Here is a 22,001-nt window from a genome sequence, read left to right on the forward strand (position 1 = left end):
TTGGGTGCCACTACGACTGGCTTAGATGCACCACAATCGAACAAAAGCACCTCGTGGCGCACCAAATTTGTGCAATAAGCATGCTGCATGTGCTGCAGTATGGTTCAGCCAACCTTTCTCTGATGCCCTCTAGCTACATGTGTGATCAGAAAAATCAGTCAGACAATGAATTGATACTTTATGCAACCAAAGGCTACTCTTTATTACAAGAAGCCAAATGCGATATCACTACTCCCGGTGGGCGCGTGATGCGACGCGAGGTCTTCGGTAACCGCCAGCGGCCCTCTTTCAGGCCGGCACTGGCAAGCTTATGGGACGCTGCCCTCGATGAATGCCTACTGCATCATTGTCGACTCGCGGCTGATGGCATCACGCCTACCACGCTGCCTCGCCACGCTGAAAAGCGCCATTCAGCGTTTCCCGGGACGCGTCGAGATTCGCGTAGTCAGTGAAGACGCAAATCCCAGACTGGCACGACTGAGCCGTCGATTCGATGCTCGCTTCGAGGCTATCCCTCAGCCCTCGGTCGGCGCCCGCGGCAACGAAGCCGCGCATCGCAGCCCCGCCGAAGCTCTGGTATTCCCCGCACCACGTGGCAAGCTCATCGACACTTGGCTGACCCGGGCCGATGCACTGCTGAGTGGACAGCAGTGGGATGCCGTTCTGTTTCTGTCACACGACACGACCTTGCCTCGCGGTCTGGTGCGGCTGTGGCGAACCACTATCTCACCGGGTACGCTCTGCGTTCATCGTGATTGGTTCGAACGTATCGGTGGTTTCGATCCCGCCCTCGATGAAACCGCCTACCAGGATCTGGTGACGCGCCTCCGGGCCTGCCAGGCGCGGGTGCTGGAAGTACCGATATAGAAACAGAAGCCATAAGGTAGGAAGCTGCACGGCAAAAGCAGAGGACGTACACTAAGGTTATCTCCGATGGGAGAACCACTATGAATGGTTTCGGCCTTGCCAGGGATCTTGCTCAACGGCTTCGCGGCCACTGGCGGCGTAGCCTAGCCGAACCGCTGCGAGGGCGTAGCGCCATTCTGGTGCTGCATCGAGTGCTCGCTGACGAACGAGCCGCCAGCCTGCCCCATCGAGCCCCTTATTGCCTGGGGCCGGAAAGTTTCCATCATTTGCTGATGAGCCTAATGGATGTTGCGCGTATCGTCAGCCTTGAAACGGCACTCAAGCCTCATCGTGACCCCCGAGCCTGCATTGCACTGACTTTCGACGACGGCTGGCGCGACAACGCCGAGGTGGCCGCCCCGGTGCTCGATCACTATGCCCTGCCAGCAAGCATCTTCGTCACTACCGGGCTGCTTGGGAAGCCACGTGGCTTTTGGTGGGAAGTGATCGCCGAAAGCCTGTGGACACACCGGCACCCCAACCTGGTTCGCGATGTCCTGGGCGATGCGGGTCTGCCTCTCCCCCCCAGGCCGCCACCCTACCCGGACGAGGACTACAGCCAGGCATTGCTCGATTATCTCGGGCAACTGCAGACCGCGTGTCCATTGACCCTCAACCGGGTGGGTGAGGAGCTGCATCATTTGCTTGACCTGCCACCCCACGGCATCGATCCCTTCACCCTACGACGCCTAGAGCACGGGGGCCTGATTCGTTTCGGCGCCCATGGCGTACTACCGGAGGCGCTGGAGCCACTGAGCGACGAACGCATCTGCTGGCATATCCGCCATTCACGGCACGATCTCAAGCGGCTGTGCCGTGAGCCGCTCGACGCTTTCGCCTACCCCGATATCAGGCCCTCGCCGCGCCTGCGTCGTCTGGCCCTACGCTGCGGTGTGCAACTCGCCCTGGCCGGTACCGGTGGCTGGCTCAGCCACCGCGACGACCCCCTGGCCATACCACGCATTCCCATCAGCCAGCCGGTGGCGCAAAGCCCCGGACGGCTATATGACTGGCTGCTGGGATATCAATGAGACAGTCTAACGTCTTGATCTGACGTTCACTGCCGCTATTTACCACGAATATTCGTCGACAATGCTGGTAGCCGTCATGGGCAAGATACTATAATGCGCCCCAATTTTCGCAGCAGGATCCCGTCGTGATCGAGAATCTTCGCAACATCGCCATCATCGCCCACGTCGACCACGGCAAGACCACCCTGGTCGACAAACTGTTGAGCCAATCCGGCACCCTGGACCGCAAGGCCGAGGGGCAGGAACGCATCATGGACTCCAACGACCAGGAGAAGGAACGCGGCATTACCATCCTGGCCAAGAACACGGCGATCCGCTGGCAGGCTCCTGACTCCGATCAGGCTTATCACATCAACATCGTCGACACCCCGGGACACGCCGACTTCGGCGGCGAGGTCGAGCGCGTGATGTCGATGGTCGACTCGGTGCTGTTGCTGGTCGATGCCGTCGACGGCCCCATGCCGCAGACCCGCTTCGTAACCCAGAAGGCCTTCGCCCAAGGGCTGAAGCCGATCGTGGTGGTCAACAAGATCGACCGTCCCGGCGCACGCCCCGACTGGGTCATCGACCAGATCTTCGACCTGTTCGACAATCTTGGCGCCACCGACGAGCAGCTCGACTTCCCGATCATCTACTGCTCGGCACTCAACGGCATCGCCGGCCCCGAACCGGATCAGCTCGCCGATGACATGACGCCGATGTTCCAGTCCATCGTCGATATCGTCGAACCGCCCAACGTCGAGCTCGACGGCCCGTTCCAGATGCAGATCTCAGCGCTGGACTACAACAGCTACGTCGGCGTCATCGGGCTGGGCCGCATCAAGCGCGGCGCGGTACGCCCCAACCAGCAGGTCAGCGTAGTCGGCATCGACGGCAAGACACGCAAGGGCAAGATTGGCCAAGTGATGACTCACATGGGCCTGGAGCGGGTGCAGACCGAACAGGCCACCGCCGGCGACATCGTGTGCATCACCGGCATCGACGACCTCGCCATCTCCGACACCCTGTGCGACCCGATCGCCGTCGAGGCGCTGCCGCCGCTGTCGGTCGACGAGCCCACCGTGTCGATGACCTTCCAGGTCAACGACTCGCCGTTCGCCGGCCGTGACGGCAAGTACGTCACCAGCCGCAACATCAAGGACCGCCTCGATCAGGAACTGATCCACAACGTCGCGCTGCGCGTCGAGCAGGGTGATTCGCCGGAGAAGTTCAAGGTCTCCGGGCGCGGCGAACTGCACCTCTCGGTACTGATCGAGACCATGCGGCGCGAAGGCTTCGAGCTAGCAGTGGGCCGCCCCGAGGTGATCATCCGCGAGATCGACGGCGTCAAGCAGGAGCCGTATGAAGAGGTGATCATCGACTGCGAAGAGCAGCACCAGGGCGCGATCATGGAAGAGCTCGGCTACCGCAAGGGCGAGCTGAGCAACATGAATCCCGACGGCAAGGGCCGCGTGCGCTTGGACTTCATCATCCCCGCACGTGGGTTGATCGGCTTCCGCGGCCAGTTCCTGACCCTGACCTCGGGCACCGGCATCCTCACCAGCCGCTTCGATCACTACGGCCCGCTCAAGCCCGATGCCTCCATCGAACGGCGCAACGGCGTATTGGTGTCGATGGTTCCCGGCAAGGCACTGGCCTACGCCCTTTACGCCCTGCAGGAGCGCGGCAAGCTGATCATCGATCACGGTACCGAAGTCTACGAAGGCATGCTGGTGGGTATCAACAACCGTGCCAACGACATGGTGGTCAACCCGACCAAGGGCAAGAAGCTCGACAACATGCGTGCCTCGGGCAACGACGAGAACATCGTGCTGACCCCGCCGGTGAAGTTCTCACTGGAACAGGCAATCGAGTTCCTCGACTCCGACGAACTGGTCGAAGTGACGCCCAACCACATCCGCCTGCGCAAGAAGCATCTCACTGAGAACGAGCGCAAGCGTGCCAGCAAAGGCTAAGCCTACCGGCCTATGCGTTGAAGCCCACCCTGCGGTGGGCTTTTTCGTTTCCCTCACCCCTGGCGGCACACTCCCGAACCGCTGACAATAGAATCGCGGCTCAGGCATCCGGTGGCGTTAGGCGCAACAGGTAAGTTTGCGAGATGCTGTCATCGACGCCGTCGTTGTCGGTGACCACCAGCAGCCGCCCATCGGCGAGCTGGCCCATGCCCTCGGGTTTGTCGACTACCATGCCGTGACCGCCGGCAAGCGCGGGGAGTAGATCCATTAGCGGCTGAGTGGTGAGGTGTGGGGGCGCTTGATCCGCGGCGACCGGCTCGACGCCGTCCAGAGAGATCGTGACCACGCGCTTGAGGCTGGCGCGCTCGCCACTCTGATTGTCACGCTCGATCAGCGCCAGTCGACCATCGGCGAGGGGAGTGATCTCAGAGAAGCCGACCCAGCCGTTGGCCGGCGAGAGAGGGGCCTGCAACGCCACTGTGGCGAAACGCCATTCCCCGGTTTCCGGATTCAGTAAACCCAACCGGGCTCGGCCCGCTTCGCCCTCCAAGGGACGCTGGAAGATCACCGCCAGGCGCTCCTGGCCATCTTGCAGCAAACGCGCAAGACCTTCGAAACCATAGTTGCCCATGCGTTCGGCGATAGACGTCGGCAGCGTGAAGCGCTCGGTAATGATGCCATCGGCGGTTACCCCTAGGATTTCGCTGGCTCGCCCAGCATCGGGCTTGCCTTCGCTGGCCACCCACACGCCACCGGCACGCCGTGGGGCGACACCCTCGAGATCCAGGTCAATGGGCCCGCCATCAGCGGTTTTCAGGGTCGTCACCGCGGTGATCCGTGCCGGTTGGCGGCGTGCGTCCAGCCGGTACAGGCGCGCCTCGGGGTAGAAGCTGTCGCTAACTGCCCAGAAGCGGTCCACGGCATCGGGGTCGGCAGCCAGCCCGGACAAGGCGCCGAAGCCGATCGGTTGGCCGTCGCCGTCCTCACCGATAATTGCCGGCTCCCCCACTCTGTCCGACCAGCGGTAGATCGACACCGTCGAACGCAGTCCTGCCTCAGGATCATCCTCCTCGGCAGCGACCACGAAAAGATCGCGCTGGGGAATCGCCAGCAGGCCCTCGGGACCCACCCCAGTAGGCAGCCACTGCACGAATTCGGGTGCCTGTCCCGGCCCCTGATCTCGATAGATGGCGACCGCTGCGGCACGCTCCAAGCCGACGAAAAATAGCCTGCGTTCACCCCACACCTCGATGCCTTCAGGCTCGACACCCTTCTTGTGTGCGCGTTTAGCCGGGTAGCTGCCATAGGTCAGCGCCAGGCGCTCCAGGGCATTGCCGCTGTCGTAGTCTATCTCGCCGTCACGATTGAAAATGGTGAAGCCGCGCGAACCGCCCTGATAGTCGCCCTCGTTGGCGGTGACGAAGCGCGAGTCATCCAGCCATCCCACTGCATCGGGCTCGCGGGACACATCCCTGAGTTCACCGTCGGCATTCAGGCGCCTTTCTTCAGTAGGGATGCCATCGAGATCAACCATGCCGGCGTGGGTCGATAGGATTAGCTCGCCACTGGCGAGATCGGCAACGATCAAGTGGTTGTTCTCTTGCAGGGTGAGCACCACCTGACCTTCACCGTTGATGTCGACGAACTCAGGTTCCGGATCCTCGCCAGCTACAGCGGCTTGCCCGGTGAGGTCGATCCGTGTCGGCGTCTCGCAATCACTGGGACGGCCCCCGGTATCGAGACGCAGCACGCTCAAGTAACCCTCCGGCAACTGCGGCAGGGAACCATCGTTACGATCTTCGTCACGCTCGTTCTCGATCGCCACGGCCAGGTAGTCGCTGCTGGGGCTGGCCGCCACCGAATCGGGCTGACCGCCCAGTGGGCAGCGCGCCACCACCTGGCGAGTCGTCATGTCCACGACAGCCAAGTGACCGTCGGGGTGTCGATAATCGGCGCTGGTGTTGACCCCCACCAGCGCGGTTCCACCTACTATGGCCACCGAGGTAGGTTCGCCGTCTAGAGCCAGGAAGCCGTCGGGTTTAGGGGTGGCAGGCTCAGCGATGTCGATAAAACCAAGCCGCTCGGCAGGACTATCGGTGTAGACCAGCGTCTGGCCGTCCTGACTGGCGGCGATGATCTCAGCCGCGGTGGTGGTCTCACGGGGTTCGTCAGCAGCGAGGTTGCGATGAACCTCGAAGGTGGCGAGCCGCGTCAGGCCACCGGCGGCCTGCACCGGAGGCGTCAAGACCATGAGCGCTGCAGCCAGTAGCGGCATGATCAACAGTGGAGAGCGAATGGAGAGCATCGGTAGCGTTCCCTGTCGTGGTTCCAAGTCTTTGGAACTTCCGACTATCGCCCATAGAGATGACAGCTAGCTGACATCACAGTCACCATAATCACTGAGAACGGGCGCGAGCGTGCCAGCGAAGGCTAAGCCTACCGGCCTATGCGTTGAAGCCCATCCCGCGGCGGGCTTTTTCGTTTGCATGAAAAGTGGCTAATCTGACAATAGGGTAAACAGTGAGAGGAGATTCCCACATGCACAAGCACGTGGAATGGGACGACCCCGGCAGAGACAGTGTCATGGCGCTCTACGCCAATGACCCCGAAGACTATGTCGAGCCACATCCTGGCAGTATCATCTCCGCCCACTATCAGGGCGTCACGGTACGCGTTCGCGTAGAGGCTTTCGTCAACAACGATACCAGCATCGGCGAGGTAGTCGCCCTGATCAATCCGCGCACCGGAGAGCGCAAGAAAATACACGGCAAGCTGACGCTGGGCGACATGGTGCGCCTGCCCGACGACAGGCGAGCCCTCGACCGTCGCAATCCCGACGCGGAGGGCAATAGCTGAGACACACCTCCTCTTTCCCTGATGCTTGTCCCTGTGGCCTCGAGGCCTGCAGGGGCAAGCATCAAACGTGAGAATTGCCATCGCATGAGGCGCCATATCCGCCTTTGCTCCACACCAAAGCGAATATATGATCGCTCCAGTGATCACCAGAGTTGCCACCGACCGCCTAGAGCCCTCGTCTAACGCCTCATAAACGTTTGTCTTCTGGTCAAGCGCTGTCGTCTGGCGCACAGTTGGGTCTTTGGTTAATACAAGATCAATAACACGATAGGACGGGGAATGAGTACGATCATCGAAGTCAGCCATGTCTATAAGGCCTTCGGTGGGTTGAACGTGATCAACGACTGCTCGATACAAGTGGAGCAGGGTTCGATCACTGGCATGATCGGCCCTAACGGGGCAGGCAAGACCACCCTGTTCAACATCATCGCCGGCAACCTGCCGCTGGACGCTGGACGCGTCCTGTTCGATGGCGAAGACATCACCAACATGTCCTCCAACGAACTCTTCCACAAGGGACTGTTGCGCACTTTCCAGATCGCCCATGAGTTCTCGAACATGACGGCACTGGAAAACCTGATGATGGTGCCGCCGCGCCAGCTTGGAGAGAACCTGTTCAGTGCCTGGCTCAAGCCCGGCGAGGTAAGCCGCGAAGAGAGCGAGGTACGCCAACGCGCAATGGAAGTCATCGACTTCATTGGCCTTTCCCACGTACGCAACGAATTGGCAGGTAATCTCTCAGGCGGTCAGAAGAAACTGCTGGAACTCGGGCGCACCATGATGACCGACGCCCGCGTAGTACTACTCGACGAAATCGCCGCGGGGGTCAACCGCACCCTACTGGGCGATCTGGTCGCGAACATCGAACGCCTCAATCGTGAAATGGGTTACACCTTCCTGGTCATCGAGCACGACATGGACATGATCGCCCGTCTGTGTGACCCGGTCATCGTGCTGGCCCAAGGCCGTGTGATGATGGAAGGCACCATCCAGGAAGTCCAGAGCAACCCAGAAGTCATCGAAGCCTACTTCGGGGCTCCAACAGAATAAAAGCGCCGCGCGAGAGTGCCGGCGTTCGCCGGAGTCTCACGCGGGACACATCCGGGAACGTACGCATGGCATTACTCGAAGCAAGCGATGTGCATGGCGGCTATGGCGGCATGAACATCCTCAACGGCGTCAACATGGCAATCGAGGCCAATGAGATTGGTGTGATCGTCGGCCCCAACGGGGCAGGCAAGTCGACCATGCTCAAGGCCATCTTCGGCCTGCTCAAGGTGAGCCAGGGCGAAATCCGCCTACGTGGCGAACCGATCACCAACACTGCCCCCAACAAGCTGGTGCACATGGGCATGGGCTTCGTGCCCCAGGAATACAACATCTTCCCCAGTCTGACCGTGCAGGAAAATCTCGAAATGGGCGCCTATATCCGCCCTCAGAATTTCCGCCGCATGCTCGAGCAGATCTATGAATTCTTCCCTCCGCTACTGGAAAAGCGTCGCCAGCCGGCTGGTGAGCTTTCCGGGGGTCAGCGCCAGATGGTGGCCATGGGTCGCGCCCTGATGGTCGAACCCGATGTGCTACTGCTCGATGAGCCCACTGCCGGGCTATCGCCGCTGTTCATGAACGAAATATTCGAACGCATCAAGACCATCAATGCCGCCGGAGTCGGCATCCTGATGGTCGAGCAGAACGCCAAGCAGGCACTGGCCATCGCCCACAAGGGTTTCGTTTTAGCGGCGGGACAGAACCGCTTCACCGACACCGGTGAAGCCCTGCTCAACGACCCCGACGTCGCCAAGAGTTTTCTCGGCGGCTGAACACGCCAGCCGCAAGTATCCCTTGGGGAGATAATGTTTTGAACGAACTGGTTTTCTTCATCAATAACGTGGTGGTATCCGGCACCGTGTCGGGGTCCATCTACGCCATGGGCGCCATTGGCGTGACTCTGGTGTTCAGCATCATGCGCTTCGCCCACTTCGCACACGCCGACATGATGACGCTGGGTGCCTTCGTGGTGCTCCTGCTGACCACATTGTTCCCGGAAGTCGGCGGGGTAGTCGGTCTGCCCAGCGCCTTGCTGCTGCTACCGATCGCCATGGCGGTCACCGCTGTCGCCGCGGTAGGCATCGACCGGACGTTCTACAAACCGCTGCGCGCCCATGACGTCAAACCGATCGTCATGGTCATCGCCTCGCTTGGCGTGACCTTGATGCTGCAAGGGCTGATCCGCCTGTTCGCCGGCACCGGTTCCGAGAGCCTGTATATCGCCGAACGCAAGGATATCTTCCGCATCGAGTTGCCGTTCGAACTGGCCTCGCGCCCGATCGTGGTTACCGAGCCCCAGATCATCCTGTTCGTGTTCGCCATCGTGGCGGTGGTAAGCCTGCATTTGTTCCTGAGCCGTTCGCGGTTGGGCAAGGCGATGCGTGCCATGTCCGACAATCCCGATCTGGCTCGCGCATCGGGCATCAATACCAACACCATCGTCGCCGTTACCTGGGTCATCGCCGGCTCTCTGGCCGCCGCCGCCGGTACTCTGCTGTCGTTGGACGTCGCCTTCAAGCCGGACCTCAGTTTCTTCCTTCTATTGCCGATCTTCGCCGCGGCCATCGTTGGCGGGGTCGGACACCCTTATGGCGCCATTGCCGGTGGATTCGTGGTCGGCTTCGCCGAGACGCTGGCGGTGTTCAACTGGTCGGTACTGCTGCGCCCCATCCGTGACAGCTTCCCGGAGTGGTTGGAACTTCCCAGCAATCTGGCCCTGGTCGGCACCGAGTACAAGATCGTGGTGCCCTTCTTCATTCTGGTCGCCATCCTGGTGTGGCGCCCCACTGGTATCTTCAAGGGGAAGGTGATCTGATGACCCGAGCGCTTCCTATCCGTGAGCTAAGCCTCTTTGTCGGCCTACTCGTCGCCGTGTTGGCGGTCTATGCCGCCATGGGGGCTGCCTATAGCACCCGCATGCTGGTCGAAGCCGCCTGCTACGCCATTCTCGCCCTGGGCCTGACCATTCAATGGGGTTATGCCGGCCAGTTCAATGCAGGTGTGATGGGGTTCGTGGCACTGGGCGGTTTTGCCGCCATGTTCTTCAGCGTGCCCATCAATCCCGCCTTCTGGAACAGCGAGATGCCCGGAGAACTCGGGCGTGCACTGCTGGCCCTAGTGGCCTCGATCATGCTGATCTATGGCGCCACCCGGCTCGACCGCCTCGGTATTCCCAAACGGCTGCGCACTCTGATTGCCATCATACTGGCGGTGGTGCTCTATCTGGTGGTGATCAGCATGTTGCGCGACGTTACCGGCGAAATCGAGTCACGTGCCGGCTTCATCGGTGGCCTGGGCTTGCCAGCCTGGGTCGGCTGGATCTTCGGCGGTATGCTGGCCGGTGGCATCGGGTATTTCATCGGCCGAATCTGCCTGGGGTTGCGCAGCGACTACCTGGCCATCGCCACCCTGGGCATCGCCGAAATCATCAAGGCCTTCCTCAAGAATTCCGACTGGCTGACTCGCGGCACCGCCACCGTATCTCCGTTGCCCTGGCCGACCCCTGGCGCCCGCGATCTTGGCTTCGTACTAGCCCGAGCGCTTTATCTATCGGTCACGGCGGTGGTGATCGCGGTCATCTTCTTCCTGCTACACCGCGCCTATCACGCCCCGTGGGGCCGCATGATCCGTGCTATCCGCGATAACGAGGTCTCAGCGGCGGCCATGGGCAAGGACATTAACCGCCGGCGCCTGGAGATCTTCGTGCTGGGCTGCATCCTGATGGGGATCGGCGGCGCGGCACTGACCAGCTTCAACAGTATCTTCAATCCGCAAGGCTACCTGCCGCTCAATCACACCTTCCTGGTGCTGGTGATGGTGATCCTCGGCGGACCAGGCAATAACCTGGGCACCATCTTCGGTGCGGTACTGGTGTATATCATCTGGATCATGTCCGAGCCTCTGGCACTGTTCCTGATGGAAAATGCGGCAACTCTCGGCCAGGGCTGGTTCGGCTGGGAAGACCCCGGCAATCTCGACAGCCGTGCCCTGCAGGCCCGAGTGTTCGTGATTGGGCTGCTGATCTCGTTGGTGCTACGTTACGCGCCCAAGGGGCTGATACCTGAGAAAGTGCCTCGCTATAACTGAGGGAATCACTGAATAAATGCCTGCGCGGGCATCATCCTGCAGGAAGCAAGAGGCCCCAGCGGATTCATTCCGCCGGGGCCTCTTTCATTACCGCTTTCTTGAATGGCTGCTTGCGTATTGACTTCGACTTACAGGTCCAACTGCCCCTTGGTCACGAAGTCTCCATCTTCGACAGCCATTTCCACCACCACGCCCGGTACGTCGCCATTATCGTCGAACTCATGGCTACCTGACGCACCCTCGTAGTTGATGTCCTGACCATCGGCCAGCAACTGCTTGGCCTTTTCCCATTCGCCCGGCAAGATGGTTTCGCCCGGGGCGGAAGCGACATCACGCAGCGCCTGGGAAAGCCCCTCGCGGCTGTCACTGCCATTCTTCTCGATGGCCAGCCCCAACAGGAAGGCGGCATCGTAGGCTTGGGCAGCGAACACCGCACTGGGGTCAATACCGGCCTCTTTGGCGAATTCCGCGAAGATCTCCGAGCCGGGGATATCCGGCGAGCCAGGACGAGTGGCGATCATGCCTTCCAAGACATCGGCTCCAATAGCCTCGATCAGCGAGTCACCCACCATGCCATCGGCACCGACGTACTGGGTGAACGCTCCGCTCTCATAGGCTTGACGCAAAATGGTCTGCCCGGATGTGTCGGCATAGGCCATCACCACCAGGGTCTCGGCACCTGTGGCCGATAGCGAGCCGAGTTCACTACGATAGTCGGCGCGGTTGTCCTCGTGAGCCTGGTTGGCTGTCACGGTTCCACCTTCCGACTCATAGGTGGCCACGAAAGCATCGGCCAGACCACGGCCGTAGTCATTGTTGACGTAGGTCACCGCCACTTCTTCGATACCCTTGGATATCAACAGCTTGGCCAGCATCTCACCCTGGAACGCATCGGATGGTACGGTGCGGAACACCAGGTCGTTGTCGTCCAGTTCGGTAACCGCCGGTGCCGTGGAGGCTGGCGAGACCATCACCACGCCGCCAGGAATGGCCGCATTGTTGGCAGCCGCTATCGTGGCACCGGTACACAGCGCCCCGACAATCGCCGTGACCTGTTCGGAGTTGACCATGCGATCCGCCGCGTTGGAAGCCGCCGAGGCATCGGAGCAGGTGGTATCACCGGTGGGAATCGCCAGCTGCTCGCCATCCAGAACGCCGCCCTGCTCATTGATCTGGTTCACCGCCAACTGCGCACCGTCGAAGATGGGCGGCGTCAGGCTCTCGATGCCGCCAGTGAAGCCTCCCAAGAATCCGATCTTGACCTCGGCCTGCGCGACACCCGTGAAGGCGGACGCGGCGATCACCATTGCTAACAAGGCTTTTTTCATGATTGTTCTCACTGTTGCCAGTTAAATTAGTACCTTAATAACTTTGGAATTGTTTACGCAAAAACACAAGCCAGGCTTCACCAACGCAAGCACGTCACACATCGTCGCTAATTCATTGATAAACTGTACTTTTAGGAATCTGCCCAACCCTCGACTGCGTCTCTTCAACGCTCTTCGCCATCAGGCACGGCAGATGACCATGGTCGACTATGCTTATCTCAGCCCCTATGTCGCAGCCTAACAAGGACAACACCATGACAATCCGGCTGACCCACCCTCTGCCAAGCATCCGTTCCCTGGCATTCCTGTCGTCCCTGCTGATAGCGCCTCTCACTACTCTGGCCGGTGAAACCGTGACCTACGACATCAATGGCGAAACCTTCGAAGGCTACTTCGCCCCTGCCAATGGCGACTCACGCGGCAACGTGCTGATCATTCATGACTGGGACGGTCTGACCGACTACGAGGTCAAGCGCGCCGACATGCTCGCTGAAATGGGTTACGACGCCTTCGCCCTGGACCTTTACGGCCAAGGTAATCGTCCTGTCGATATCGACGCGCGCAAGGAGGAAACCGCCCGGCTTTACGAAGACCGCGAACGCATGAGCACACTCACCTTTGCCGGCCTGGCAAAGGCTCGCGAGAGAGGAGCCCACAATACCGTGGTCATGGGCTACTGCTTCGGTGGTGCCGTAGTACTCGAATTGGCTCGTTCCGGCAAGATCGAAGGCATTCGTGGTTATGCCACCTTCCATGGCAGCCTGGCCACCCCGGAAGGCCAATCCTATTCCAGCGACACGGCGCCGATCCTAATCGCCCACGGCGGTGCCGACAGCTCGGTCACCATGGATGACGTCGCCACGCTCTCGGAGGAACTGGAAGCCGCCGGCGTCACCTACGAGATCCAAGTCTATTCCGGCGCTCCGCACGCCTTCACCGTGTTTGATGGAGACCGCTATCAGGAACGCGCCGACAAGCAGTCGTGGGACGCCTTCAGCGACTTCCTCAAGACCCATCTATGAACATGGACGTTATCGTACTGAAAGGCAGCCGCGCCGCCATCGGCCATGAGCATGGGCGACGCTACGCCAAGCAGATCGTCGCCAGCCTCGAGGTCTACGACCGGCTGTTTCGTGATTTCGCTGAACTCGACTGGCGTCAGGCTCGCCTGCAAGCGAAGCGCTTTCTGCCGGCAATCGAGCGTCACTTCCCGGGAATCCTGGACGAACTCGGTGGCCTGGCCCAGGGTGCCGGCATCGACTTCGACGATATCCTGACCCTCAACTGTCGTAGCGAAATATCCTTGACCCGGGCCAGTGGTGGCTGCTCGGCCTTCTCGCTGAATCGCCGTGGTCAGCAGTGGCTGGCCCAGAACTGGGACTGGCGCCAGGATCAGCTACACAACGTGGCGGTACTACGGATCGAACTCGATAACGGAACGACGCTAATCAGCGTTGGCGAGGCCGGCATGGTCGCCAAAATCGGCCTCAATGCTCATGGTATCGGCGTATGCCTCAATGCCATCCGCTCGCGCACCTGCGGCGATGGCCTGCCGATCCACTTTGCCCTGCGCAAGATGCTCGAAAGCCCCGACTTCGCCACGGCGAAGCGCGTGACGACCCACGACCGCGTCGCCTCACCTGCCCATTTCCTGCTCGCCAGCGCCGAGGGGCAGGTGGAAGGGCTCGAAGTGCACCCCGGCGCCCCGGGCGAACTTTCATCGCAAAACGGCATCGTCACTCACACCAACCACCTCTACACACAAGCCGCGACCACCTGCGTGGAAGACTTCCCACGCCCCGATTCCGCGACACGCCTGAGCCGGCTAGATCAGCTACTGGCCAGGCAGATCGATGAAACGCCACAGGCACTGTTTGAACTGCTCAGCGACCATGACAATGCCCCGACGTCGATCTGCCGCCACACCAACCACGCCCAGCCCGAAGCCGAACGCATGGAAACCCTGTTCTCGGTGGTCATGAACCTCAGTCGCCGCGAGTTTCACTTTCGATTGGGTAAGCCTTGTGATCCCATCGACAGCCTGACGCTGGGTCTAGCGAACGAAGTAGCCTGATTTCGACAGTTCGGAAATGCTAAAGGTCTCGAGGCAGACAGTCAGAAGAGCTTTTCGTATACTTTATGCAATACAAAGACGCCACAGTGGATATTGAATGTACAAAACACGTGCTCAGTACGTTACCGATGATCTCCGCCGGCGCATTTTGAGCGGCGAGTTCCAAGGCGGCGCTCAGTTACGTCAGGATGCCCTGGCCAGCGACTACGACGTCAGTCGCATCCCCGTACGCGAGGCCTTGCTGAACCTGGAGGCCGAGGGCCTGGTCGAGTTCATACCTCATCGAGGCGCTTTCGCTACCGAGCTTTCGGTGGCCACCATACGCGAGCTGTTCGATCTACGCGTGCTGCTGGAAACCTACCTGCTTGAGCGGGCCATCCCCAACATGAGCGAGGCCAACCTCAGTGCTGCCGGCCAGATCCTCGACAAGTATGATGCGGCACTGGATAGCGGGAGTCAGATCGACAACTGGAGCGAGTACAACTTCGCTTTTCACAAGGCACTGTACGCCCCCGCCGAGCTACCCGAAACCATGAGCATGGTGACTCACCTCAATACCAAATCCGATCGCTACATCCGCATGCAGTTGCTCTACACCCAAGGGATCGAAAAGGCCGAGCGCGAGCACCATGCCCTGCTTGAGCTGTGCCGCGACCGCAAGGCCAAGGAAGCCTGTGAGCTGCTGCGTCAACATATTCTCGAGGCCTGTGAGGGTATCGCCACGCTGCTGGAGGCACAGGCGCTAGAAAGTGAGACCGGCTAATCTCCTCGTTCGGCCATTAGAATCCCACGACTCTATCAGGCAGCCATGTAGCGGTAGCCGGGAAAGAAGCCACGATAGCGAGTGTCACCAGTTGCGCCACGATGAAAGGGACAACGCCGCGACACATCTGCCCATAAGTGATGGAAGGAGGCGCTATCGACTTCAGATAGAATATGGAGGAAGCCATAGGCGGTGTCAGATAGCTCGTTTGTATCGTCACCAGCACCATGACAGCGAACCAGATAGGATCGATCCCAAGGCTTCTCACGACCGGCGTAAAGATAGGGACGCAAATCAAGACGATTGATGTCCAGTCCAAGACGAAACCAAGCACGAAGGTCACTGCAAGAAAGAACAGAATCACACTCAGCTGACCGCCACCAAAGCTTGCGGCAATATCCGCCACCAACCTATCGCCACCATTGACGGCAAATATTCCGGTAAACATGGTTCCACCCGCGACGATCAACAAGATCATCGACGTTATTCTTACCGTCATGGCAAGAGAGTCATTCAAGGACCTGACACTCAGGCCTTTATTCATCAACGAAAGAATCAAGGCACCTGCGACACCGACCGCAGCCGCCTCCGTCGGGGAGGCGATACCACCGAGAAGAGAGCCCAAGACAGCGATCATCAGAAGCACAGGTGGAACCAACGCCTTGAATGTTATGGCAAGCTTCTCTCCAAGTGGTAGTTCGATTTCCTGCGAGGCAACGGCCGGGCCATCCTGAGGCCTGAGCATGCATCTTCCCAGCACATACACGGCGAACAAGGTCAACATGATGACTCCGGGGAAGATGATGGCCGAAAACAACGCGCCTATGGAAAGCTGAGCCAACGCAGCATAAACCACGACAATGACTGTTGGTGGAATGATCGTTCCCAAGGACCCACCAGCGCAAATGGTTCCAGAGATCAGGGAGTTGCTATATCGATAGGCATGCATTGCAGGTATTGCCATCAACCCGATCATGATTTCCACGGCCCCAACGACACCCGAAGCCGCCGCAAAAATAGCTGCCATCGCAATGGTAGTAAGTGAAAGGCCACCTGGAAGCCTTCCTAGCCACATCTGAATGGCACCAAACAAATTCTTGGCAATCCCCGACTTTTCCAGTATTGCTCCCATCAGCACGAACAACGGAATCGAAGACAGTATGTAATTCGACGCAGCACTATAAATACTTCCATAGAGCTGTTGAAACACCATTGGACCAAAGGCAAACCAACCTGCTATCACAGATACGACAGCCAACGAGAAAGCAATCGGAATTCCGAGAAAAATCATCACGAACAGCCCTGGAAACATCAGGGCAGCAATGGCCATATCCATTATTGTTTTTCTCCCGATAAGTTATCCATGTAAATAAAGCGAATGCCCTGAACCAGGATCTGCAAGGAAAACAATGTCAGACCAAGTGCTATGGTCGAGTAGAATGGCCACATTTGGGGAGCCCAAATACTGACCGTTTCCACCTCACCTGAAACGTAAGCCCGAAAAGTTCTCTCCCAGCCATACCAAGCCATGCAAGACATGATGGGAGCAACCATCCCCAGATAGACAACGGCATTGATCGACCGAGAGACACGAGCAGGGAACCGTTGACTGAGAAAATCGACACGGACATGCCCATCTATCTTGGCAGTCCAGGCCACACCGAGCATAAATGCCGCCCCGGTGGCCATATATGACAAGTCGAAAGCCCAGATAGTGGACGCATTGAAAACATATCTTGCAATTACCTCATAGAGCATGGCCACCACAAGCACCAGAAACAGCACTCTGCTCACAAGAGACAAGAACACAGAAGCCCTATCGATAAGATTTATTATCATGCTCCCCCCATGACTGGAAAGGAGGCCCGACAAGGCCTCCTTTAACGAGATATCATTCTTTTATCAGATAGTTACTTTCCGATATCCAAAGATCACGATAGGCCAAATAATTCTCGAGAATTTCCGCCATCATAGGTCTGCCATTGTCGGCTTCTTCCTGAGCCTTCTTCGCTATCCAATCACGACCACTATTGCCGAGATCTTCAACGAAGCTACTCTCCAACGTGATGACTTCATTCCTTCCCGAGCGATAATCCACCATCGCTTCCCTGTCATGGCGGTAGAAATAGCTAAGGCCTTCATAAGTCGTTAACTTGGCAGCGGCCTCCAACAGTGGTTTCAACTCACTTGGAAGCTGGTCCCATGTTTCTTGCTTCACCACCACTTCCCATAGGAATGTCGGTTGGTGAACGCCAGGAACTACGATGTACTTGGCAGCCTCGTGGAAGCCTTCCGGCAAGTTGCCAGAGGGTGTTGCCCACTCAACGGCATCGACCCCTTTTCTCTGCAATAACGTATAGGTATCACCGGGAGGAACGACGGTGGGTACTGCGTTGTAATAGCCCTTCATGACTTCGGCCCAAGGGCCGGACGTTCTATATTTCAAACCTTCAAGGTCTTCTGCCCCTCTGATGGGCACATTCGAGTGCGCAAATATTTCGGAAGAGCCAATACCTACGATAAGAGAGTGCAGCCCTTCACTTTCGCGAAGCTCTCTTAGCCTTTCCTGGCCACCCCCTTCATATATCCAATTGATATACGCTTCCGGCCCCATCCCGCCCGGAAATCCAGAAAAGATGGCATTGACGGGATTCTGGTTCACCAGATAACTAGGCGTTGAATGACCAGCCTCTACCGTTCCTTCCTTGACCGCATCATAGACTTGTAAGGCAGGCACGATGACACCTGCTCCAAAAGGCCTGATGTCGACTCGACTCTCGGTGAGGGTGGCGACATTATCGGAAAATCTCTCCAGGAAGTTCTCGTAGTAGGGGGAGCCCGCAGGCACCGATGTTGGTACGCGCCACGTCACATCTGCCGCAACGGCATGTGCACTCATTACGGCTGCCGTTGCCAAGGCAGTCACCATTTTCATTGTTTTCATGCTGTTCACCTCGTTGTTGTCTTTGTTCCATCAGGGGGCGCCTGACCGCCTAAAAAAACGGCCAGGCATTCTGAGGACCGGGATACTCAGTTCACGTACCACACCGTCTTGGTCTGCACGTACTGCTCAAAGGCTTCCATGCCGTTGTCACGTCCACCGAAGCCAGAGAGCTTGTAACCGCCAAATGGGGTGGTGATATCGCCTTCCGAAAAGCCATTCACCGACACGGTGCCGGCGCGAATACCGAATGCCATGCGGTTGGCGCGCTTGATGTCGGCGGTGTAGAGCGAGGCTGCCAGCCCATAGGCGGTATCGTTGGCAAGCGCCAGGGCTTCCTCTTCGCTATCGAAGGCGGTCACCGCCAGCAATGGGCCGAATACTTCTTCCTGGAACAGCCGCATGCCGGGGGTCACCTCGTCATAGATGGTGGGTTCCACGAACCAACCGCTACCCTGTGCAAGGGTCTGCCCGCCATGCACCAGCCTGGCCCCTTCTTCCTTGGCGGCTTCGAGGAAGCCACGTACCTTGTCGAAGTGCACTTGCTCGATCATGGGCCCGATACGCGTGGCAGGATCAGTGGGGTCACCGACTCTCCAGGCGTCAAGTCCGACAATCAGCTTTTCGATCAGGGCATCCTTGATGCTGCGCTCGACGATCAGCCGCGAGCCGCAGCTACAGTTCTCTCCCATGTTCCAGAAGGCGGCATTGAGCACGTCGTCGACAATGGCCTCCAAATCCGGCACATCGGCGAACACCACTTGAGGACTCTTGCCACCGCATTCGAGGACGATCTCCTTGAGGTTGCTGCGCGCGGAATATTCGAGGAACTTGCGCCCTACCTCGGTGGAGCCGGTGAAGGACACCACATCCACATCGGGATGCAGGCCCAGCGGCTGGCCGGTATCTTCACCGTGGCCTGTCACCAGCAGCAATGCCGATTCCGGCACCCCGGCCTGATGGGCCAGTTGCACCATGCGGAAGGCGCTCATCGAGGTCTGTTCCGCCGGCTTGACGATCACCGAGTTGCCGCTGGCCAGGGCGGGGCCAACCTTCCAGGCAAACATCTGGGCCGGGAAGTTCCACGGCAGCACCGCGCCCACCACACCGACGGGCTCTTTAACGATCAGCCCCAATGCATCACCACCGGTAGGGGCGACCTTGCCATAGAGCTTGTCGACGGCTTCGGCATACCAGGCCAGGGTATTGATGGTCTCGGGAATATCGGTCTCACGGCATTCCGTGATCGGCTTGCCGGCATCGATGCAGTCCAGCGCCGCCAATTCCTCGGCATGCTGTTCGAGCAACGCCACCCAACGCAGCATGACCCGCTTGCGCTCCGCGGGCGCCAGGCGTGACCACGCACCATCGACAAAACCAGACCGAGCGGTGCGCACCGCAGCATCGACGACTTCGGCACTGCCACGGGCCACTTGGCCGATTTCCGAGCCATCATGCGGTGCCAGGGTGGCAAAGCTCGGCTGCGCTTCCGCCTGCAGGCCGGGTACCAGATGCCCAGCCCACAGCCTACCCTCGCGGGCACGTGCAAAAATCTGTTCCACTGTCAGGGGTTGATTAGTCATTGTCACTCTCCCTTTCGCTTGGCCTCGAAGGCGTCCAAGGCATCGAGAAATGCCTGTGCATCGTCTGCGGATAGTGGGCGCAGCGGAGGGCGGACCTCACCGGCATTGACGCCGTGGCGACGGCACCCCAATTTGGCCTTCTGGTTGTAGTCGGCCGCTTCCATGTTCTGAATCGCCGGCAGCATGTCGCGCATCAGGTCGCGTACCTGATGCCAGTCTTCGCGCTTGGCGGCTTCCAGCATGCTGACCTGCTCGGCCGGGAAGACGTTGGCGCCACCGCTGATCCAGGAGCGGGCGCCCCAGAACAGATAGTCGGCGGCCTGATCGTCAGAGCCGCAGACGACCTGGAACTCCGGCCCAGCCATTTGCATCAGCGCCAGGGCACGGGTGAAGTCGCCGCTGCTCTCCTTGATGCCGATGATCCCCGGTATCCGCGCCAGCTCGGCGACGGTTTCCAGATCGAGGTTCACGCCAGTACGGGCGGGGAAGTTGTAGAGGATGATCGGCAGGTCCGTGGCCGCCGCCACATCCCGGTAGTGCGCGATGACCTCTTCCTGGTTGGGCAGGCTGTACGCCGGAGGCGCCAACATCAGTGCCTGATAGCCCAATGCCTTGGCCTGCCCGGCACGTTCGATCGCTGCGGCAGTGGAGAGCGAGTTGATTCCGGCGATCGCCAGTGCCTGCTCGCCAAGCGTCTCACGTACGGTGCGCAAGACCGCCTCGCGCTCCTGCTCATCCAGGGCGTAGTACTCACCGGTGGTGCCACAGGCGACGATGCCGCGCACACCGGCTTCCATGAATCGGGCAACCAAGGCCCGTAGTCCTTCCAGGTCTACTCGCCCTTGAGCGTCGAAGGGGGTAACGATTGGTACCAATACACCATCGAGTTGCATAGATTTCGCTTCCTTAGTGAGTCGTCTTGGTGAATGAGCCGTTCAGGAATTGGCCGCCGAAACCGCGGCACGGGAAGAAGTGTCTTGCGTGTCGCCACTTGGCGCCGTACGCCAAATGGCGATGTTGGCGAAGCCATAGAACAGCGAGATCAGGATCACCAACATGTGGTACCAGAGGAACGGCAGGTAACTGAGGGTAGAAATCCCGAGGGTGGTGGCCATGAATACCCCGCCATCGGTCCAGGGCACCATCGGCGTGGTGATAGTGCCGCCAGCCTCGGCATTGCGTGACAGCACTCGGCGATCGATGCCCTGCTGGTCGTAGTTCTTCTCGGTGATGGTGCTGGCGGTGATCAACGAGACATAAGCCGCACCACCGAAGAAGTTGCCGAAGAAGCCACCCAACATGGTGGAAACCGTCAGCCGGCCGGGATTGTTAGCCCAACGCAGGAAGCCATTACAGATGGCCTGTAGCACGCCGACTCGCTCCATCAGGCCACCCAGGCCCAGGGCGAACAGGATCAGTGCGATTACGCCCAGCATCGACTCGATGCCGCCGCGGTTGAGCAGGGTGTTGAGGAAGTCGACATCCGACTGCATGGCATTGCCGACATAGGCGGTGCGTACCGCATCCAACAGTTCGACGCCCTGAGCCAGCCAGGCACATACCGCGCCCATCACCGCCCCAAAGGTGATCACCGGAATGGCGGGATAACGGCGCACCAGCAGGGCGATGACCACCACCGCCGGCAACAACAGCCAGCCATTGATGGTGAAGTGGGTATTCAGCGCCTGCATGGCCTGCTCGGCACGTTGGATATCGGCGCCTTCCTTGACGTAGAAGAAACCGACCACCAGGAACAGCAACGCGGCGATCAGCGTCGCCGGCCCGCTGACCAATGCCATCGAGCGGATATGGTCGACCAGGCTGACCTTGCACAGCGATGCCGTCATCACCGTGGTATCCGACAGCGGGGACATCTTGTCGCCAACGTAGGCACCGGAAATCACCGCACCGGCCACCAGGGGCAACGGGATGCCGAAGCTGTAGCCGATCCCCATCATCGCCACCCCGGCAGTGCCGGCGGTGCCAAAGGAGGTGCCGGTGGCCAACGAGGTGATGGCGCAGATCAGGAAGGCCGCGCAGAGGAATATCTGCGGGTTCATCACCGACAGGCCGTAATAGATGATGCTCGGCACGATGCCACCAGCGATCCAGGTGCCGATCAGCGCGCCGACGGTGATCAGGACCAGCACCGCCTCCATGCCGTTATGGATGCCGTCGATCAGCCCCTTCTGCATGCTGTCGTAGGAGAGTTTCAGCCTCAGCCCCAGGGCCATCACCAGGAACCAGGAGGTGAACAGGGCCAGTTGGATGGGTAGATCGAAGATATTGATGTACAGGAACATGATGGCGATGAAGCCAGCCATCAGTACCAGCACTTCCGGCATGGTGGGTAGTCGGGTCGCTTGCCTTTCCTTCATGGTTCTCTCCCGTTGTTGTTGTACCGCCTATGAATGAATTGGCTGCCGGAAA

General features: G+C 59.4%; 19 protein-coding genes. 11 read left to right on the forward strand and 8 right to left on the reverse strand.

The genetic code is table 11. The annotated features are described in order from the left end of the window. The first annotated feature begins 327 nt into the window (after positions 1-327). From L861_RS21835 to typA, 3 genes are all read left to right on the forward strand, one after another. Positions 328-867: a glycosyltransferase family 2 protein gene (locus tag L861_RS21835; protein WP_016418840.1), complete on the forward strand. Its 540-nt coding sequence runs from the start codon at positions 328-330 to the stop codon at positions 865-867. A gap of 80 nt (positions 868-947) precedes the next feature. Then, positions 948-1,937: a polysaccharide deacetylase family protein gene (locus L861_RS21840; protein ID WP_016418841.1), complete on the forward strand. Its 990-nt coding sequence runs from the start codon at positions 948-950 to the stop codon at positions 1,935-1,937. Positions 1,938-2,062: 125 nt separating this feature from the next. Continuing rightward, on the forward strand, positions 2,063-3,892 hold the full coding sequence (typA, locus tag L861_RS21845; RefSeq protein ID WP_016418842.1) for a translational GTPase TypA: 1,830 nt from the start codon (positions 2,063-2,065) through the stop codon (positions 3,890-3,892). Between the two features lie 100 nt (positions 3,893-3,992). Here the strand turns inward: typA and L861_RS21850 are convergent, their stop codons facing one another. Then, positions 3,993-6,197 carry an esterase-like activity of phytase family protein gene (locus L861_RS21850; protein WP_016418843.1) on the reverse strand — a complete coding sequence of 735 codons (2,205 nt, stop codon included), beginning with the start codon at positions 6,195-6,197 and terminating at the stop codon, positions 3,993-3,995. A gap of 233 nt (positions 6,198-6,430) precedes the next feature. Here L861_RS21850 and L861_RS21855 point away from each other — a divergent pair, with 233 nt between their 5' ends. From L861_RS21855 to L861_RS21875, 5 genes are all read left to right on the forward strand, one after another. Next, positions 6,431-6,748 carry a hypothetical protein gene (locus L861_RS21855; RefSeq protein WP_016418844.1) on the forward strand — a complete coding sequence of 106 codons (318 nt, stop codon included), beginning with the start codon at positions 6,431-6,433 and terminating at the stop codon, positions 6,746-6,748. Positions 6,749-7,027: 279 nt separating this feature from the next. After that, positions 7,028-7,798: an ABC transporter ATP-binding protein gene (locus tag L861_RS21860; RefSeq protein WP_016418845.1), complete on the forward strand. Its 771-nt coding sequence runs from the start codon at positions 7,028-7,030 to the stop codon at positions 7,796-7,798. A 65-nt stretch (positions 7,799-7,863) separates the two neighbouring features. Then, positions 7,864-8,568: an ABC transporter ATP-binding protein gene (locus L861_RS21865; protein ID WP_016418846.1), complete on the forward strand. Its 705-nt coding sequence runs from the start codon at positions 7,864-7,866 to the stop codon at positions 8,566-8,568. 38 nt (positions 8,569-8,606) lie between these two features. Continuing rightward, on the forward strand, positions 8,607-9,611 hold the full coding sequence (locus tag L861_RS21870) for a branched-chain amino acid ABC transporter permease (protein WP_016418847.1): 1,005 nt from the start codon (positions 8,607-8,609) through the stop codon (positions 9,609-9,611). After that, positions 9,611-10,882, forward strand: coding sequence for a branched-chain amino acid ABC transporter permease (locus L861_RS21875; protein ID WP_016418848.1), 1,272 nt, complete (start codon positions 9,611-9,613; stop codon positions 10,880-10,882). The genes L861_RS21870 and L861_RS21875 overlap by 1 nt, the downstream gene beginning before the upstream one ends. 128 nt (positions 10,883-11,010) lie before the next feature. Here L861_RS21875 and L861_RS21880 read toward each other — a convergent pair whose 3' ends face one another. Then, complete coding sequence (locus tag L861_RS21880) at positions 11,011-12,210, reverse strand: ABC transporter substrate-binding protein (RefSeq protein WP_016418849.1); 1,200 nt, start codon at positions 12,208-12,210, stop codon at positions 11,011-11,013. Positions 12,211-12,464: 254 nt separating this feature from the next. Between L861_RS21880 and L861_RS21885 the strand changes: the two genes are divergently transcribed. From L861_RS21885 to L861_RS21895, 3 genes are all read left to right on the forward strand, one after another. Continuing rightward, positions 12,465-13,232, forward strand: coding sequence for a dienelactone hydrolase family protein (locus tag L861_RS21885; RefSeq protein ID WP_016418850.1), 768 nt, complete (start codon positions 12,465-12,467; stop codon positions 13,230-13,232). Next, the gene (locus L861_RS21890) at positions 13,229-14,284 is read left to right on the forward strand and encodes a C45 family autoproteolytic acyltransferase/hydrolase (protein WP_016418851.1); all 1,056 of its coding nucleotides are present in this window, start codon (positions 13,229-13,231) and stop codon (positions 14,282-14,284) included. The genes L861_RS21885 and L861_RS21890 overlap by 4 nt, the downstream gene beginning before the upstream one ends. 97 nt (positions 14,285-14,381) lie before the next feature. Further along, positions 14,382-15,047: a GntR family transcriptional regulator gene (locus L861_RS21895; protein WP_016418852.1), complete on the forward strand. Its 666-nt coding sequence runs from the start codon at positions 14,382-14,384 to the stop codon at positions 15,045-15,047. A 16-nt stretch (positions 15,048-15,063) separates the two neighbouring features. Here L861_RS21895 and L861_RS21900 read toward each other — a convergent pair whose 3' ends face one another. The 6 genes from L861_RS21900 to nhaC all read right to left on the reverse strand — a co-directional run bounded on the left by L861_RS21900 (position 15,064) and on the right by nhaC (position 21,949). Beyond that, positions 15,064-16,383: a TRAP transporter large permease gene (locus L861_RS21900; RefSeq protein WP_016418853.1), complete on the reverse strand. Its 1,320-nt coding sequence runs from the start codon at positions 16,381-16,383 to the stop codon at positions 15,064-15,066. Beyond that, entirely contained in the window at positions 16,383-16,886 is a 504-nt protein-coding gene (locus L861_RS21905; protein WP_016418854.1) for a TRAP transporter small permease subunit, read from the reverse strand. The genes L861_RS21900 and L861_RS21905 overlap by 1 nt, the downstream gene beginning before the upstream one ends. Before the next feature lie 52 nt (positions 16,887-16,938). Continuing rightward, positions 16,939-17,991 carry a TRAP transporter substrate-binding protein DctP gene (gene dctP / locus L861_RS21910; protein WP_016418855.1) on the reverse strand — a complete coding sequence of 351 codons (1,053 nt, stop codon included), beginning with the start codon at positions 17,989-17,991 and terminating at the stop codon, positions 16,939-16,941. An 86-nt stretch (positions 17,992-18,077) separates the two neighbouring features. Continuing rightward, positions 18,078-19,571 carry an aldehyde dehydrogenase gene (locus L861_RS21915; protein WP_016418856.1) on the reverse strand — a complete coding sequence of 498 codons (1,494 nt, stop codon included), beginning with the start codon at positions 19,569-19,571 and terminating at the stop codon, positions 18,078-18,080. Between the two features lie 2 nt (positions 19,572-19,573). After that, complete coding sequence (gene dapA, locus L861_RS21920) at positions 19,574-20,464, reverse strand: 4-hydroxy-tetrahydrodipicolinate synthase (RefSeq protein ID WP_016418857.1); 891 nt, start codon at positions 20,462-20,464, stop codon at positions 19,574-19,576. Between the two features lie 42 nt (positions 20,465-20,506). Further along, entirely contained in the window at positions 20,507-21,949 is a 1,443-nt protein-coding gene (gene nhaC / locus L861_RS21925) for a Na+/H+ antiporter NhaC (protein ID WP_016418858.1), read from the reverse strand. Positions 21,950-22,001 lie beyond the last annotated feature (52 nt).

The sequence above is a fragment of the Litchfieldella anticariensis FP35 = DSM 16096 genome (assembly GCF_000409775.1).
Taxonomy (GTDB): domain Bacteria; phylum Pseudomonadota; class Gammaproteobacteria; order Pseudomonadales; family Halomonadaceae; genus Litchfieldella; species Litchfieldella anticariensis.

Excerpts from the sequence above, each read along its gene's own strand:
- L861_RS21850 (WP_016418843.1), bottom strand. The coding sequence starts at position 6,197 with ATGCTCTCCATTCGCTCTCCACTGTTGATCATGCCGCTACTGGCTGCA.
- L861_RS21840 (WP_016418841.1), top strand. The coding sequence starts at position 948 with ATGAATGGTTTCGGCCTTGCCAGGGATCTTGCTCAACGGCTTCGCGGC.
- L861_RS21860 (WP_016418845.1), top strand. The coding sequence starts at position 7,028 with ATGAGTACGATCATCGAAGTCAGCCATGTCTATAAGGCCTTCGGTGGG.
- L861_RS21875 (WP_016418848.1), top strand. The coding sequence starts at position 9,611 with ATGACCCGAGCGCTTCCTATCCGTGAGCTAAGCCTCTTTGTCGGCCTA.
- dapA (WP_016418857.1), bottom strand. The coding sequence starts at position 20,464 with ATGCAACTCGATGGTGTATTGGTACCAATCGTTACCCCCTTCGACGCT.
- L861_RS21865 (WP_016418846.1), top strand. The coding sequence starts at position 7,864 with ATGGCATTACTCGAAGCAAGCGATGTGCATGGCGGCTATGGCGGCATG.
- L861_RS21915 (WP_016418856.1), bottom strand. The coding sequence starts at position 19,571 with ATGACTAATCAACCCCTGACAGTGGAACAGATTTTTGCACGTGCCCGC.
- L861_RS21905 (WP_016418854.1), bottom strand. The coding sequence starts at position 16,886 with ATGATAATAAATCTTATCGATAGGGCTTCTGTGTTCTTGTCTCTTGTG.
- L861_RS21900 (WP_016418853.1), bottom strand. The coding sequence starts at position 16,383 with ATGGATATGGCCATTGCTGCCCTGATGTTTCCAGGGCTGTTCGTGATG.
- L861_RS21895 (WP_016418852.1), top strand. The coding sequence starts at position 14,382 with ATGTACAAAACACGTGCTCAGTACGTTACCGATGATCTCCGCCGGCGC.
- L861_RS21890 (WP_016418851.1), top strand. The coding sequence starts at position 13,229 with ATGAACATGGACGTTATCGTACTGAAAGGCAGCCGCGCCGCCATCGGC.
- L861_RS21880 (WP_016418849.1), bottom strand. The coding sequence starts at position 12,210 with ATGAAAAAAGCCTTGTTAGCAATGGTGATCGCCGCGTCCGCCTTCACG.
- L861_RS21885 (WP_016418850.1), top strand. The coding sequence starts at position 12,465 with ATGACAATCCGGCTGACCCACCCTCTGCCAAGCATCCGTTCCCTGGCA.
- L861_RS21835 (WP_016418840.1), top strand. The coding sequence starts at position 328 with ATGAATGCCTACTGCATCATTGTCGACTCGCGGCTGATGGCATCACGC.
- L861_RS21855 (WP_016418844.1), top strand. The coding sequence starts at position 6,431 with ATGCACAAGCACGTGGAATGGGACGACCCCGGCAGAGACAGTGTCATG.
- dctP (WP_016418855.1), bottom strand. The coding sequence starts at position 17,991 with ATGAAAACAATGAAAATGGTGACTGCCTTGGCAACGGCAGCCGTAATG.
- nhaC (WP_016418858.1), bottom strand. The coding sequence starts at position 21,949 with ATGAAGGAAAGGCAAGCGACCCGACTACCCACCATGCCGGAAGTGCTG.